This window comes from Pollutimonas sp. M17 (genome assembly GCF_025836975.1).
GTDB lineage: Bacteria > Pseudomonadota > Gammaproteobacteria > Burkholderiales > Burkholderiaceae_B.
Genome location: NZ_CP107548.1, coordinates 3,785,564 through 3,800,085, shown reverse-complemented (window position 1 = coordinate 3,800,085; position 14,522 = coordinate 3,785,564). Strand labels below are relative to the sequence as shown.

General features: G+C 60.2%; 22 protein-coding genes. 18 read left to right on the top strand and 4 right to left on the bottom strand.

From position 1 onward, the window contains the following. Positions 1-270: 270 nt before the first annotated feature. From rplC to rpsQ, 10 genes are read left to right on the top strand one after another with little or no spacing between them, the layout of a single operon-like run. Positions 271-960 (top strand): 50S ribosomal protein L3, encoded by a 690-nt coding sequence (gene rplC, locus OEG81_RS17795; RefSeq protein WP_264130593.1) that lies wholly within the window; start codon positions 271-273, stop codon positions 958-960. A 2-nt stretch (positions 961-962) separates the two neighbouring features. Further along, complete coding sequence (gene rplD / locus OEG81_RS17790) at positions 963-1,583, top strand: 50S ribosomal protein L4 (RefSeq protein ID WP_264130592.1); 621 nt, start codon at positions 963-965, stop codon at positions 1,581-1,583. Continuing rightward, entirely contained in the window at positions 1,580-1,876 is a 297-nt protein-coding gene (rplW, locus tag OEG81_RS17785) for a 50S ribosomal protein L23 (protein WP_264130591.1), read from the top strand. Before rplD ends, rplW begins: the two co-directional genes overlap by 4 nt. Then, the gene (rplB, locus tag OEG81_RS17780; RefSeq protein ID WP_264130590.1) at positions 1,877-2,704 is read left to right on the top strand and encodes a 50S ribosomal protein L2; all 828 of its coding nucleotides are present in this window, start codon (positions 1,877-1,879) and stop codon (positions 2,702-2,704) included. It begins immediately after the preceding gene. Between the two features lie 12 nt (positions 2,705-2,716). Beyond that, entirely contained in the window at positions 2,717-2,992 is a 276-nt protein-coding gene (gene rpsS, locus OEG81_RS17775) for a 30S ribosomal protein S19 (RefSeq protein WP_180068444.1), read from the top strand. A gap of 3 nt (positions 2,993-2,995) precedes the next feature. Next, positions 2,996-3,325 (top strand): 50S ribosomal protein L22, encoded by a 330-nt coding sequence (gene rplV / locus OEG81_RS17770; RefSeq protein ID WP_129969638.1) that lies wholly within the window; start codon positions 2,996-2,998, stop codon positions 3,323-3,325. A 9-nt stretch (positions 3,326-3,334) separates the two neighbouring features. Then, positions 3,335-4,132, top strand: a complete 798-nt coding sequence (gene rpsC / locus OEG81_RS17765) for a 30S ribosomal protein S3 (protein WP_264130589.1) — start codon at positions 3,335-3,337, stop codon at positions 4,130-4,132. A gap of 2 nt (positions 4,133-4,134) precedes the next feature. Further along, positions 4,135-4,551 (top strand): 50S ribosomal protein L16, encoded by a 417-nt coding sequence (gene rplP / locus OEG81_RS17760; RefSeq protein ID WP_165023282.1) that lies wholly within the window; start codon positions 4,135-4,137, stop codon positions 4,549-4,551. A gap of 9 nt (positions 4,552-4,560) precedes the next feature. Beyond that, entirely contained in the window at positions 4,561-4,752 is a 192-nt protein-coding gene (gene rpmC, locus OEG81_RS17755) for a 50S ribosomal protein L29 (RefSeq protein ID WP_013743952.1), read from the top strand. Position 4,753: 1 nt separating this feature from the next. Further along, positions 4,754-5,035, top strand: coding sequence for a 30S ribosomal protein S17 (gene rpsQ, locus OEG81_RS17750; protein ID WP_264130588.1), 282 nt, complete (start codon positions 4,754-4,756; stop codon positions 5,033-5,035). A gap of 160 nt (positions 5,036-5,195) precedes the next feature. On the opposite strand, the gene OEG81_RS17745 is transcribed toward rpsQ, so the two are convergent. The 4 genes from OEG81_RS17745 to OEG81_RS17730 all read right to left on the bottom strand — a co-directional run bounded on the left by OEG81_RS17745 (position 5,196) and on the right by OEG81_RS17730 (position 10,657). Further along, complete coding sequence (locus OEG81_RS17745) at positions 5,196-6,857, bottom strand: AMP-binding protein (RefSeq protein ID WP_264130587.1); 1,662 nt, start codon at positions 6,855-6,857, stop codon at positions 5,196-5,198. A 25-nt stretch (positions 6,858-6,882) separates the two neighbouring features. Continuing rightward, positions 6,883-7,476 (bottom strand): chalcone isomerase family protein, encoded by a 594-nt coding sequence (locus OEG81_RS17740; RefSeq protein WP_264130586.1) that lies wholly within the window; start codon positions 7,474-7,476, stop codon positions 6,883-6,885. Positions 7,477-7,715: 239 nt separating this feature from the next. Next, positions 7,716-9,005 carry an OmpP1/FadL family transporter gene (locus OEG81_RS17735; protein WP_264130585.1) on the bottom strand — a complete coding sequence of 430 codons (1,290 nt, stop codon included), beginning with the start codon at positions 9,003-9,005 and terminating at the stop codon, positions 7,716-7,718. Between the two features lie 224 nt (positions 9,006-9,229). Then, a complete protein-coding gene (locus OEG81_RS17730; RefSeq protein WP_264130584.1) occupies positions 9,230-10,657 on the bottom strand; it encodes an NAD-dependent succinate-semialdehyde dehydrogenase in 1,428 nt (475 codons plus the stop codon). A 421-nt stretch (positions 10,658-11,078) separates the two neighbouring features. Between OEG81_RS17730 and rplN the strand changes: the two genes are divergently transcribed. From rplN to rpsE, 8 genes are read left to right on the top strand one after another with little or no spacing between them, the layout of a single operon-like run. Then, positions 11,079-11,447 (top strand): 50S ribosomal protein L14, encoded by a 369-nt coding sequence (gene rplN, locus OEG81_RS17725; protein ID WP_013743946.1) that lies wholly within the window; start codon positions 11,079-11,081, stop codon positions 11,445-11,447. Between the two features lie 10 nt (positions 11,448-11,457). After that, positions 11,458-11,778, top strand: coding sequence for a 50S ribosomal protein L24 (gene rplX, locus OEG81_RS17720; RefSeq protein ID WP_264130583.1), 321 nt, complete (start codon positions 11,458-11,460; stop codon positions 11,776-11,778). Between the two features lie 12 nt (positions 11,779-11,790). Then, positions 11,791-12,330 carry a 50S ribosomal protein L5 gene (rplE, locus tag OEG81_RS17715; RefSeq protein WP_264130582.1) on the top strand — a complete coding sequence of 180 codons (540 nt, stop codon included), beginning with the start codon at positions 11,791-11,793 and terminating at the stop codon, positions 12,328-12,330. Positions 12,331-12,341: 11 nt separating this feature from the next. Beyond that, the gene (gene rpsN, locus OEG81_RS17710) at positions 12,342-12,647 is read left to right on the top strand and encodes a 30S ribosomal protein S14 (RefSeq protein ID WP_264130581.1); all 306 of its coding nucleotides are present in this window, start codon (positions 12,342-12,344) and stop codon (positions 12,645-12,647) included. An 11-nt stretch (positions 12,648-12,658) separates the two neighbouring features. Further along, entirely contained in the window at positions 12,659-13,054 is a 396-nt protein-coding gene (rpsH, locus tag OEG81_RS17705) for a 30S ribosomal protein S8 (RefSeq protein WP_264130580.1), read from the top strand. Between the two features lie 10 nt (positions 13,055-13,064). Further along, on the top strand, positions 13,065-13,598 hold the full coding sequence (gene rplF / locus OEG81_RS17700; protein WP_264130579.1) for a 50S ribosomal protein L6: 534 nt from the start codon (positions 13,065-13,067) through the stop codon (positions 13,596-13,598). 21 nt (positions 13,599-13,619) lie between these two features. Beyond that, on the top strand, positions 13,620-13,985 hold the full coding sequence (gene rplR / locus OEG81_RS17695) for a 50S ribosomal protein L18 (RefSeq protein ID WP_264130578.1): 366 nt from the start codon (positions 13,620-13,622) through the stop codon (positions 13,983-13,985). Positions 13,986-14,000: 15 nt separating this feature from the next. Continuing rightward, positions 14,001-14,522, top strand: coding sequence for a 30S ribosomal protein S5 (gene rpsE, locus OEG81_RS17690; RefSeq protein WP_264130577.1), 522 nt, complete (start codon positions 14,001-14,003; stop codon positions 14,520-14,522).

Genomic DNA, 14,522 nt, shown 5'->3' with positions numbered 1-14,522 from the left:
CCGGATCAAAGCTGTGTCGCCTCGAGCACGGACACTGTGGCTTTTTCAGCAGGAATGGCGCGGCCTTCAGGGTAAACACCAGCGGCGGCTTGCTAGGTTGAGCCGAAGCATGTTAAAGTGCTACGCTTAACCAAAAAAGTTTTGGTTTTTAAGAATTCATGTGCGCGGCGATGACGCCAAAGCCCGCCAAGGCAACAAAGCGGCAACAAAGCGGCATTTAAGCGCACGGTAATTAGCCCCGACCAATCGCAGTCGGGAATGGAGAAAACGATGTCGAACTCGACACCTACGCCTGCCGCCCATCGGCTGGGGCTTGTGGGGCGCAAGGTCGGCATGACCCGTATTTTCACCGAGGAAGGCGAGTCCATCCCGGTGACCGTACTGGACGTGTCGAACAACCGCATTACCCAGGTCAAGTCGCCAGAAATCGATGGCTACGCGGCTGTGCAAGTAGCCTACGGCACCCGTCGCGCATCCCGCGTGACCAAGCCGCAAGCTGGGCATTACGCAAAGGCCGGCGCCGAAGCCGGTAGCATCCTCAAAGAATTCCGTCTCGACCCCGCCAAAGCCGCCGAATTTTCGGCCGGTTCGGTTGTGGCCGTGGAAAGCGTATTCGAAGCGGGACAAAAGGTTGACGTCACTGGCACGACGATCGGTAAAGGCTTTGCCGGCACCATCAAGCGCCACCACTTTGGCTCGCAGCGTGCTTCGCACGGCAACTCGCGTTCGCATCGCGTTCCGGGTTCCATCGGCCAGGCACAAGACCCAGGCCGTATCTTCCCCGGCAAGAAAATGTCGGGCCACCTGGGCGATGCCACCCGCACCGTTCAAAACCTCGACATCGTGCGTGTCGATGCCGAACGCGGCTTGTTGCTGGTCAAGGGCGCTGTCCCCGGCCACAAGAACGCCGATGTCGTCGTGCGTCCCGCCATCAAGATGTCGGCCAAGAAAGGAGCCTAATAATGGAACTCAAGCTCCTGAATGACCAGGGTCAATCCGCTTCCACCGTTGCCGCTCCCGACACCATTTTCGGTCGCGACTTCAACGAAGCGCTGGTGCACCAGATCGTCGTCGCATTTCAGGCCAATGCCCGCAGCGGCAACCGCGCCCAGAAGGGCCGCGACGCCGTCAAGCACAGCACCAAGAAGCCGTGGCGCCAGAAAGGCACCGGCCGCGCCCGCTCGGGTATGACTTCCTCGCCCATCTGGCGCGGAGGCGGTCGTGCGTTCCCGAATTCTCCCGAAGAGAATTTCTCGCACAAGGTCAACAAGAAAATGTATCGCGCCGGCATCCGTGCGATTCTTTCCCAGTTGGCTCGCGAAGACCGCATCGCCGTGGTCGACACTTTTGCGCTCGACGCTCCCAAGACCAAGCTGGCAGCCGACAAGCTGAAAAGCATGGGCCTGGAGTCGGTGCTCATCATTACCGATGTGCTCGACGAAAACGTTTATCTCGCTACGCGCAACCTGCCGCACGTTGCCGTGGTTGAACCGCGCTACGCCGACCCGCTGTCGCTGATCCACTACAAGAAAGTGCTGATCACCAAGCCGGCTATCGCTCAACTCGAGGAGATGTTGGGATGAACGCCGAACGCTTAATGCAAGTCATCCTGGCTCCTATCGTGACTGAAAAAGCCACGTTTGTTGCCGAAAAAAATCAGCAAATCGCTTTCCGCGTCGTCGCCGACGCCACCAAGCCTGAAATCAAGGCCGCTGTCGAACTCCTTTTCAAGGTTGAAGTCGAGTCCGTGCAGGTTTTGAACACCAAGGGCAAGGAAAAGCGTTTTGGCCGTTTCATGGGTCGCCGCCGTAACGAGCGCAAGGCATATGTCTCGCTCAAAGACGGTCAGGAACTCGACTTTACGGAGGTGAAGTAAATGGCACTCGTAAAAGTCAAGCCGACTTCGGCCGGTCGCCGCGGCATGATCAAGGTCGTCAGCCCTGATCTGCACAAAGGCGAGCCGTTCGCAGCTCTGCTCGAAAAGAAAAAGCGTGGTTCTGGCCGCAACAACAACGGTCACATCACCGTTCGCCATCGCGGCGGCGGCCACAAGCAGCACTACCGTATCGTCGACTTCCGTCGCAACAAGGACGGTATTCCTGCCAAGGTCGAGCGTCTTGAATACGACCCCAACCGTACCGCGCACATCGCATTGCTGTGCTACGCGGACGGCGAGCGTCGCTACATCATCGCTCCCCGCGGCCTGGAAGTGGGCGCTACCCTGTTGTCGGGACTGGATGCCCCCATCCGCGCGGGCAACACGCTGCCCATCCGCAATATACCTGTCGGTTCCACCATCCACTGCATCGAAATGCTTCCGGGCAAGGGTGCGCAGATGGCCCGCTCCGCCGGCGCATCGGCTGTGCTGATGGCGCGCGAAGGTACTTATGCCCAAGTGCGCTTGCGCTCGGGCGAAGTCCGCCGCGTTCACATCGACTGCCGTGCAACCATAGGCGAAGTCGGAAACGAAGAAAACAGCTTGCGTCAAATCGGCAAAGCCGGTGCCATGCGCTGGCGTGGTGTCCGTCCGACGGTCCGTGGCGTTGCCATGAACCCGGTCGACCACCCGCACGGCGGTGGTGAAGGACGTACTGGTGAAGGTCGCGAACCGGTCAGCCCATGGGGCACGCCGGCCAAGGGCTTCAGAACCCGTCGTAACAAGCGCACAGACAATATGATTGTCTCGCGCCGCAAGCGCAAGTAAGGGGCGAACAACATGTCACGTTCGATCAAAAAAGGCCCATTCGTCGATGCGCATCTGATCAAAAAGGTCGATGCGGCCGTCGAAGGCAAAGAGAAAAAGCCGATCAAAACCTGGTCGCGCCGTTCCACCATCCTGCCCGAGTTCATTGGGCTGACGATTGCTGTGCACAATGGCCGCCAGCACGTTCCCGTTTACATCAACGAGAACATGGTCGGCCACAAGCTCGGCGAGTTCGCGCTGACCCGTACGTTCAAGGGCCACGCTGCGGACAAGAAGTCCAAGAGGTAAGTGATGGAAACTACTGCAATTATCCGTGGAGTCCATATTTCGGCCCAGAAGACACGACTTGTAGCGGACCTGATCCGCGGCAAGTCCGTCGCCCAGGCGCTGAATATCCTGACATTCACACCCAAGAAGGCCGCGGGCATCCTCAAGAAAGCGCTTGAGTCCGCGATCGCCAACGCCGAGCACAACGACGGCGCCGATATCGATGAACTCAAGGTCACCACGATCTACGTGGACAAGGGCCAGTCGATGAAGCGTTTCTCCGCACGTGCAAAAGGCCGCGGTAACCGTATCGAGAAGCAGACTTGCCACATCGTGGTCAAAGTCGGAGCTTAAGGAGTCGCAATGGGACAGAAAATTCACCCGATTGGGTTCCGCCTCGCGGTTAATCGCAACTGGAGTTCGCGTTGGTACGCCGACGACAAGAACTTCGGCGGCATGCTGGCCGAAGATATCCGCGTTCGCGAGTACCTGAAGAAAAAGCTTAAAAGCGCTTCCGTTGGTCGCGTCGTCATCGAGCGTCCCGCCAAGAACGCCCGCATCACGGTTTACTCGGCTCGCCCGGGCGTCGTGATCGGCAAGCGCGGCGAAGACATCGAAAGTCTCAAGGCCGATCTGCAGCGCTTGATGGGCGTGCCCGTGCACGTCAATATCGAAGAAATCCGCAAGCCCGAAACCGATGCCCAGCTGATCGCCGATTCCATCGCGCAACAGCTCGAAAAACGCATCATGTTCCGCCGCGCCATGAAACGCGCCATGCAGAACGCCATGCGTCTGGGTGCCCAAGGCATCAAGATCATGAGCTCGGGCCGCTTGAACGGTATTGAAATCGCCCGCACCGAATGGTATCGCGAAGGCCGTGTGCCCCTGCACACCCTGCGCGCCAACATCGACTACGGTACGTCCGAGGCGCAAACGACCTACGGCATCATCGGTATCAAAGTCTGGGTCTACAAGGGCGACATGCTGCCTAACGGCGAAATGCCCCCCGAGACCGCGGCTCCCCGCGATGAAGAGCGTCGTCCGCGTCGCGCCCCTCGTGGCGAGCGCCCCGACGGCCGCCGTCCTAGCGGTGGACGCGGTCGCGGCCCTCGCAAAGACGCTGCGCCAGCAACGGCTGCGCCCGCGCCTGAAGGAGAATAAACATGCTGCAACCGTCACGCAGAAAATACCGCAAAGAGCAAAAGGGCCGCAATACGGGCCTGGCTACCCGCGGTGCACAGGTATCGTTTGGCGAGTTCGGTTTGAAGGCCACGGGTCGTGGCCGCCTTACCGCGCGCCAGATCGAATCCGCCCGTCGTGCGATCAACCGCCACATCAAACGTGGCGGCCGTATCTGGATCCGTATCTTCCCCGACAAGCCGATTTCGCAGAAGCCTGCTGAAGTCCGTATGGGTAACGGTAAAGGCAATCCTGAATACTGGGTCGCAGAAATTCAACCCGGCAAGGTGCTCTATGAAATGGAAGGTGTAAGCGAAGAGCTTGCACGTGAAGCTTTCCGCCTGGCCGCCGCTAAGCTGCCCATTGCCACGACCTTCGTGTCGCGTCACATCGGAGCTTAAGGAGACCTTATGAAAGCCAGCGAACTCCGTTCCAAGGATGCCACCGAGCTCAGCAAAGAGCTCGAGAGCCTGCTGAAGGCACAATTCAACCTGCGCATGCAGCGTGCCACCCAGCAGCTTTCCAATACCAGCCAGATCGGCAAGGTCCGTCGCGATATCGCGCGCGTCCGCACCATCATGACTGAGAACGCAGGAAAGTAAAATGAGCGAAACTCAAAACACCCAGCCCGCAAAGCGCCAGCGTACCCTCGTTGGCCAGGTTGTGAGCAACAAGATGGACAAGACTGTCGTGGTTCGCGTCGAGCGCCGCGTCAAGCACCCCGTCTTTGGCAAGATCATCGTCCGCTCCAACAAGTACAAGGCGCATGACGAGACCAACCAGTACAACGAAGGCGATACGGTTGAAATTGCGGAAGGTCGTCCGATCTCCCGTGATAAATCGTGGACTGTTGTGCGTTTGCTCGAAGCCGCACGCGTTATCTAAGGTGTTCCGGTCCGCCGCGGCGGATCCGATTCATCGCGATAAGCAACAAAAAGGCCCTGGAATTTCCGGGGCCTTTTTGCGTCCGCCCGTTATCGGGCGGCCCATGGCAGCAGGAAGGGCATCTGCCGTGCAGGCCGGCCAATCCCGTGCTCCGCGAAGCCTACTCCTTCAGCTTGCGCCGCAGTATCTTGCCTACATTGCTGCGCGGCAGATCCTTGCGAAACTCCACATACTTGGGCGCCTTGTACCCGGTAAGCTTGTTGCGGCAATGTCTGATAAGCGCTTCTTCGGTCAGGCGGTCGTTCTTGCGGATGACGAACAGCTTCACCACCTCGCCGGAGTGCTCGTCGGGCACCCCTATGGCGGCCGCCTCCAGCACGTCCGGGTGCTCCATCGCCACGGCTTCCACTTCGTTGGGATAGACATTGAAGCCCGACACCAGAATCATGTCTTTCTTGCGATCCAGGATGAACACATAACCCCGTTCATTCACATAGCCGATGTCGCCAGTATGCAGGAAGCCGTCGGAATCGAAGGTTTTGCGGGTTTCTTCGGGACGATTCCAGTATCCGGGCGTCACCTGGGGGCCGCGCACGCAGATTTCCCCGCTTTCGCCCTGGGGCAGGTCGCGGCTATGGTTGTCGCGGATGGATATCTCGGTGGAGGGCACGGGCAGGCCTATGGAGCCGTCGAACTCCGTTTTATCCAGCGGGTTGATGGTGACCGCCGGAGACGTCTCGGTAAGCCCATAGGCCTGGGCAAGAGGTTTGCCCGTAACTTTCAGCCAGCGCTGGGCGATGACTTCCTGGACCGCCATCCCGCCCCCCAGGGTCAGCTTCAGCGGCGAAAAATCGAGCCTGGAAAAATCGGGATGGTTCAGCAGCGCATTGAACAGGGTATTGACGCCGGTAAGCGCGGTAAACCGGTGCCGCCCCAGGCTTTTGACGAAAGCGGGGATGTCGCGGGGATTGACGATGAGCAGATTGCTGGCACCCAGCTTAAGGAAGGTCAGGCAATTGGCCGTGAGGGCGAAGATATGGTACAGCGGCAAAGCGGTGACGATGCATTCATCGCCCTCGACCAGGTAAGGCTTGACCCACGCATGCGCCTGGCACACATTGGATACCATGTTCCCATGTGTCAGCATGGCCCCCTTGGCGACGCCGGTGGTCCCACCGGTGTACTGCAGCAGGGCAAGATCGTCATGAGAGAGCTCCGGGCGCGTATACGCCGCCCGCCGGCCCAGGGACAGCACCTGCTTCAGGCTGCGGGTATCGGGCAAGCGGTACGCGGGTACCATGCGCTTGACGTGGCGCACGACCAGATCGGTCAGCGCCCCTTTGATCGGGCCCAGCATTTCGCCCAGCGAGGTCACGATGATGCGCTTGATGGCGGTTCTGGGCAGCGCCTGTTGCAGCGTATGGGCGAAATTCTCGGCGATGACGATGGTTTCCGCCCCCGAGTCGCTCAACTGGTGTTCCAGCTCGGCCGCGGTATATAGCGGGTTGGTATTCACGGCCACGGCGCCGGCGCGCAGCGCGCCGAACAGGCACACGGGATACTGCAGCAGGTTGGGCATCATCAGGGCGATGCGGTCGCCTTTCTTGACGCCCGCCGATTGCAGCCATGCCGCAAAGTGGCGGGAGCGTTCTTCCAGTTGCGCATAGCTCATGCTGGCGCCCATGCTGAGGTAAGCGGGATTGCCCGCGTGCTTCGCGCAGCTATCTTCGAACAGGCCAACCAGTGAATCGTAGCGGATCGCTTCGTCGGTAATGTCTGCCGGTATGCCTTGCGGATAGTTTTCCAGCCAGATTGGTTCCATAAGGCAACACCCTTTCCTAATTTGTTTATCGCTGTCCCAGCAGGGCCTTCTTGAGGGACTCCTGCGCAGGCTTGCGGCCCAGCCAGACCCGCAGCAGCGCCGCCATGAGGCCAGGGCTTTCCACCGCGCCCAGCTTGCGGCCGTTATGGCTCACGGTCACATGGCGGGCATTGAAGTCCATGGCTATCGTATCACCCGGCAGGCCTTCATCTATCGCGCCGACCAAGGCGGTGAGCTGCTCTCTGGGCGCCCGCAGCTCGTCCAGCTCCTGGCTGGAGCTGTTGTCGTCCAGGCCGTCGTTGAGGGCTCCGGCCAGGGCGGCGCCACTTTGCTTGCGCAGCAGCGTAAGCCGCAGGCTGCGCGGTTCGGAGCTGTTGACGATGGTCGACGTGTCCAGGCCCTTTATGGTGGTGTACAGGGCGGCCACATACACATCAAAAAAAAAGCGTTTGCGCACTCCGGCGCCATTGAGTGCCAGGAGGTGGGATTCGACGGAGACTTGTTCGGGCACCTGGACGCCGCCTAGCTGCAAGGCCTGCGCAGGGGACGGCAGCCCCAGAGTAGCGATAAACAGCGACAGGCCAAAAAGAAAGGCCGTAAAGCGGAACCGAATCTTCATGTTGAACTCCGGGCTATCGGGACAGCGTTTTTTGCTTGTGATGCCTTGCCGGCACTGTACACCAAGCCTTCAGCCATGGTGTAGAGGCCGAACCCTTTTTTCATTCCATGGCGGACCTGCGCGACGTTTCGTGATTGTTGTCGAGTTCGCGGCAAATTTCAATCAAGTTCCCGGGCTTGGGGGCGAAAGTCCGCTGCGGCGTTGGATAGCCGGCTTCCGCGGCGCATGGCGGCGCGCGCCTAGAATCGGTGCGATACCTGCAGGCCTATGATGTTGGCATTGGACTTGTAGTGGCCCCGGACCGTACCCTTGGCCGGATCCGTATCGTTGCCGATATCGGCGTTCTTCATGAACAGATGGGCGTAACCCACGTCGACCGACGTCCGGTCGTTGAAGTTGTACTGTGCGCCGATGGATACCCAGTAACGATCGCCGTCCGGCAGCGAGGTGGGGCGGTATCGCGCATCATGAACGGGGGATTGATCCCAGGCCAGGCCTCCCTTGAATGTCCATTGCCGATTGAATTTATAGTTGGCGCCCAGCGCCACGCGCCAGGTGTCGCGCAGGCGCAGGTCCAGGCTGTCCGTTCCGAGCGCTCCGCTGTCTATGTCCAACGACCTGATGCTGCTCCAGCCCGTCCATGACACATCCGCCAAAAGCTGCCATTGGCTGTTCAGGTCATGCACGATGCTGAAGATGGCGGTATCGGCCAGCTCCACGGTTGCGCTGGCGTTCACGCTTGTGGCGGGAATGAGGGCGCTGGCGGGCGCGGGCACATTCCTGTTCCTGACCCGGGTCGTACCGTCGGCGTCGATCTTCACTTTGGATCGATAAGACAGGCCCAGCCGGGTATCCGCGCTGAGCTGATAGAGCAGGCCCAGGTTCCAGCCCCATGCATCGCCTTTCATCTCGACCCGGGTGTCGATGTCGCCGAGATAACCGAAGGCGGGAAGCACGACCGCCGTGGCACGCCGGTAATCCGCATCCAGCTGCATCCAGCTCACCCCCGCGCCGATGGACAGCCGGTCGTTGACCTTGTAGGCGACGGAAGGATTGATGTTGATGCTCTGGACACTGAACTCTTCCGAATGATGGCGTCCCGTCCAGCCTTGGTCGTACTCCGTCATCAGGCCGAAAGGCGCGCCCACGCCCAATCCGAGATGCCAGTCGGGGCTGGCTTCCCAGGAGATATAGGCGTTGGGCGCCACGCCCAGGGAGCCCGCATCGCCGCCATCGCCACCAGTGGAAGGAGTGCCGGTGGGGCCGGTGCTTCCAAGATTCGAGAATCGGAACGACGGCCGGATGGCTGCGGCGCCGGCCGATACATTGACGCCGGGCAGGCGGGTCATGCCGGCCGGGTTGAAGAAAATCGTGCTGGCATTCTCGGCGATGGCCGCCGAACCCGCGTAAGAATTGCCGATGCCGCTCGCATTCTGCTCGAGCAGCTGGAAGCCCGCGGCATGAGCGCCGTCCGGGCCCAGGCTCAATACGATTGCCGAAACGATAGGTAATGACCGTGCTGCCTTCATATGCCACCTCCGCTTTGATCGCCACGGCGTGTGAACGAACAGGAGGGGATCCGCGGCATCCATGTGCCTGGTGAAGGCCGGCTGGCTTCCTGGCGATCCCGGGCCCGATGCATTCGTCCCGCGCAGTCCGGGACGGTCAGCATGTAGAGTGCCTGCGTCCCCGGGACGAAAAAAACCGCCGTATCCGGCGGGCGGATACGGCGGTGATGGAATGCGGGGAAGGCTTAAACGTGCGTGACGAACTTCGTGACCAGATAGCCGTCGAAGGTTTCCGCGCCGCCTTCGCTGCCGATGCCGCTGTCCTTCACGCCGCCAAAGGGGGTTTCGGGCAGGGCGCTGCCGAAATGGTTGATGTTGACCATGCCTGCCTCGATGCCGTTGGACACCTTGGTGGCCGTCTGCAGCGAGTTGGTGAAGACGTAGGATGACAGACCGAAAGGCAGCGAATTGGCGCGCCGGATGACGTCGTCGGTGTCCGAGAACCGGGTGATGGGGGCGATGGGGCCGAAGGGCTCTTCGGTCATCAGCATGGAGTGCTCGGGCAGGTCGGTGACCACGGTGGGCGCGAAGAAGTGTCCCTTGCGGTCCAGGCGTTCGCCGCCCAGCACCACCTTGCCGCCGAGTTCCAGCGCATTCTCGACGAACTTGGTCATGGTGGGCACGCGGCGGGCATGCGCCAGCGGGCCCATCTGGGTGTCGGCCTCCAGGCCGTCGCCCACTTTGACCGTCTTGAGCGTATTCACGAAGACGTCCAGGAACTGGTCGTAGGCCTTTTCATGGATATAAAAACGGGTGGGCGATACGCAGACCTGGCCGGCGTTGCGCACCTTGAAGCGGGCCAGCTGCTTGGCGGCGCGGCCGATGTCGGCGTCGTCGAACACCAGGACGGGGGAGTGGCCGCCCAGCTCCATGGTGACGCGCTTCATGTGGGCGCCGGCCAGCGAGGCCAGGTGCTTGCCCACGGGCACGGAACCGGTGAACGAGACCTTGCGCACGATGGGCGAGCGGATGAGGTAATCCGACACTTCGCTGGGCACGCCCCAAACGATGTTGAGCACGCCGGGAGGCAGGCCGGCGTCGTGGAACATGCGCGCGATGGCCATGACGGCGCTGGGGGAGTCCTCGGGGCCCTTCAGGATGATGGTGCAGCCGGCGCCGATGGCGGCGCAAACCTTGCGGATAGCCTGGTTGTAAGGGAAGTTCCAGGGCGTGAAGGCCGCGCAGACGCCGATGGGCTCGCGCAGCACGATCTGCCGGACTTCCGGGCTGCGCGGCGTGATGACGCGGCCATAGATGCGGCGGCATTCCTCGGCGTGCCAGTCGGCGTGATCGGCGCAGGCCATGATCTCGCCGACGGATTCGGCCAGCGGCTTGCCCTGGTCCAGGGTCATGTTGCGGCCGATATCCTGGGCGCGCTCGCGCGACAGCTGGCCCACCTTGCGCAGGATCTCGGAACGCTGCATGGGCGAGCTGTGGCGCCATGACTCGAATGCCCGCGCGGCGGCCGCCAGGGCGCGGTCCAGATCGGCGGTGGATGCGTGGGGCAACTGGCCCAGAACTTCGAGGGTGGCCGGATTGCTGACCTCTTCGGTCTTGCGGCCTTCGCCGCCCAGGAACTCGCCATCTATATATAATGCCAACGTCTCGTACATGCTGATCGCTTCCTTGTTTCTTCGGGTGGAAGGGTTGGGCCGCAAGTGCCGTCCGTCGCCGGACGGGGGCGCCCCTGAGGTCAAAACACGACAGGACCTGTGGATTGCGCGCGGGGTTGCTTGCAAGACCGGAAAAAATAGAATACCATACTAGACTTGCTGGCAGAAACCGTATGTTTTAGCCGCAAAGTTAGACGCAAGACTTTCTGCATGGACGCATTGCAACGCCCAGGATGGGCGCAGCAGGGCTACCGAAGCAAAGTTTTTTAGCACGATTTCAACCCAGGGTTCACGGGTGCCAAGCGTTACGGCCTCATCAAACAGGCAGCGCTTTGTGTTTTTGAGCCTGACGGGACCAAAACTGGCTGTATGGCATCGCTGACAAGGCGGGCAATGCGGCTAAGTTGGAACAGGAAAAATCATGATCCAAATGCAGACCACGCTAGACGTGGCCGATAACACTGGCGCACGCTCCATCATGTGCATCAAGGTGTTAGGCGGCTCGAAGCGCCGCTATGCCGCAATCGGTGACATTATCAAGGTTAGTGTCAAAGATGCAGCCCCTCGCGGTCGCGTCAAGAAAGGCGAAATATACAACGCAGTAGTGGTTCGTACCGCTAAGGGCGTTCGTCGTAAAGACGGCTCGCTGATCAAGTTCGGCGGCAATGCCGCTGTGTTGCTCAACGCCAAACTGGAACCCATCGGTACCCGTATCTTCGGACCTGTCACGCGCGAGCTGCGTACAGAGAAGTTCATGAAGATCGTGTCCCTGGCTCCAGAAGTGCTGTAAGGAGCCAAGCATGGAAAAAATCCGTAAAGGCGACGAGGTCATCGTGTTGACCGGTCGCGACAAAAAGCGCCGCGGCACCGTCCTGCAGCGCGTCGACGCCGACCACGTTCTGGTCGAAGGCATCAACGTCGTCAAGAAGCACGTCAAGGCCAACCCCATGGCGGGCACGCAAGGCGGCATCATCGACAAGACCATGCCCATCCACATTTCCAATGTGGCCCTTTACAACCCCGAGTCCGGCAAGGCCGATCGCGTCGGTGTGAAAGTGGTTGATGGCAGCAAGGTCCGTGTATTCCGTTCCAGCGGCGCAGTCGTTGGCGCCAAGGCTTAAGGGGCGAAGAACATGGCTCGTTTACAAGAGTTTTACCGCAGCAAGGTCATAGCCGACCTGCAAACCAAGTTTGGCTACAAAAGCATCATGGAAGTGCCGCGCATCAGCAAGATCACCCTGAACATGGGTGTGTCCGAGGCTGTCGCCGACAAGAAGGTCATCGAGCACGCCGTCTCCGACCTGACCAAGATCGCCGGCCAGAAGCCTGTCGTCACCAAGACGCGCAAGGCTATCGCGGGCTTCAAGATCCGCGAAGACTACCCCATCGGCTGCATGGTCACCCTGCGTGGCCGCCGCATGTACGAATTCCTGGACCGCCTGGTCGCCGTGGCACTGCCGCGCGTTCGCGACTTCCGTGGTATTTCGGGTCGTGCATTCGATGGACGTGGCAACTACAACATCGGGGTGAAAGAGCAGATCATTTTCCCTGAAATCGAATACGACAAAATCGACGCCGTACGTGGTATGAACATCAGCATCACCACTACAGCCAAGACCGACGACGAAGCCAAGGCGCTGCTTACCGCCTTCAGCTTCCCGTTTCGCAATTAAGGGGCGATGACGTGGCTAAACTTTCACTCATCAATCGCGATATCAAACGCGCCAAGCTGGCAGAAAAATTTGCGCCCAAGCGCGCAGCACTGAAGGCCATCATCGACGATCAGTCCAAGACCGACGAAGAACGCTACCAGGCTCGCTTGCAACTGCAACAACTGCCGCGCAATGCAAACCCGACCCGTCAACGCAACCGTTGCGTCGTTACCGGTCGTCCGCGCGGTGTTTTCAGCAAGTTCGGCTTAACTCGTCACAAACTGCGCGAAATGGCGCTGCGCGGCGAAGTGCCGGGCATGACCAAAGCCAGCTGGTAGGAGAAATACACATGAGCATGAGCGATCCCATCGCCGACATGTTGACCCGCGTGCGCAATGCGCAGCAAGTCAGCAAGACGTCGGTCAGCATGCCCTCCTCTAAGCTTAAGGTAGCCATTGCTGCCGTGCTGAAAGACGAAGGCTATATCGACAACTTCCAGGTCGCTGGCGACAAGGCCAAGCCTGTCCTGGAAATCACCCTGAAATACTACGCTGGCCGTCCGGTCATCGAGCGTATCGACCGCGTTTCGCGTCCCGGGCTGCGCATCTACAAAGGCAGCAAGACCATTCCTCAAGTCATGAATGGTTTGGGCGTGGCCATCGTGTCGACGCCGCGCGGCGTGATGACCGATCGCAAGGCCCGCGCCACCGGCGTGGGCGGCGAAGTGTTGTGCTACGTGGCATAAGGAGAATCACATGTCACGTATCGCTAAATACCCAGTCCCGGTACCCAAGGGCGTAGAGGCCACGATCAGCGCAGGCCAGATCGTCGTCAAAGGCCCTTTGGGCACCCTTACACAAGACTTGACCGGCGACGTCGTCGTTCGTCAAGAAGACGGTCAACTGACATTTGCTGTTGCCAACGAATCCCGCCAGGCCAAGGCCATGTCGGGCACAGTGCGCGCATTGGTTGCCAATATGGTAACGGGCGTCAGCAAAGGCTTCGAGCGTCGTCTGAACCTGGTCGGCGTGGGTTTCCGCGCCCAGGTGCAGGGCGATGCCCTGAAGCTGCAGCTTGGTTTTTCCCATGACATCGTTCACAGCATGCCTGCCGGCGTCAAGGTCGAGTGCCCCACTCAGACCGAGATCGTCGTCAAGGGCGCCAACAAGCAGGTCGTTGGCCAGGTGGCTGCTGAAATCCGCGCTTACCGCGAACCCGAACCCTACAAGGGCAAAGGTGTGCGTTACGCCGACGAACGCGTCATCATCAAAGAAACCAAGAAGAAATAAGCGCGCAGGCAAGGACGAATTATGGACAAGAAAATCTCCCGTTTGCGTCGTGCTGTTTCGACCCGCCGGAAAATCAGCGAGCTGCGAGTTCATCGCCTCTCTATTTACCGCTCGAACCTGCACATCTACGCGAACATCATTTCGCCGGAAGGCGATCGTGTGCTCGTCAGCGCTTCCACGCTCGAGCCCGAAGTGCGCAAAGACCTGGCCAGCCAAAAGGTCAACGGTGGCAATGTCGCCGCGGCCAGCCTGGTCGGCAAGCGCGTCGCCGAAAAAGCAAAAGCTGCCGGCATCGAGCTGGTTGCCTTTGATCGTTCGGGCTTCCGTTACCATGGCCGCGTGAAAGCGCTGGCCGACGCCGCGCGTGAAGCCGGCTTGAAATTCTAAGCAAGGAATTGTCAAATGGCTAAAGCACAAGGCAAGCATCCCGCCGAAAAAGAAAACGACGACGGCTTGCGTGAAAAAATGATCGCGGTCAATCGCGTCAGCAAAGTGGTCAAGGGTGGTCGCACCATGAGCTTTGCTGCCTTGACCGTGGTGGGTGATGGCGATGGCCGCATCGGCATGGGCAAAGGTAAAGCCCGTGAAGTGCCCGTCGCTGTACAAAAAGCAATGGAACAGGCACGTCGCGGCCTGGTCAAGGTCGCCCTGAAGAACGGCACCTTGCACCACACCGTAGTGGGCAAGCATGGCGCCTCGACGGTCCTCATTTCGCCGGCGGCGGAAGGTACCGGCGTGATCGCCGGCGGCCCGATGCGCGCCATCTTCGAAGTGATGGGCGTGCGTAACGTGGTTGCAAAGAGCCTGGGCTCCAGCAACCCCTACAACATGGTCCGCGCAACGCTGAACGGCTTGCGTGCCTGCTCGACTCCCGCCGAAGTGGCCGCCAAGCGCGGCAAGTCGGTGGAAGAAATTCTGGGGTAA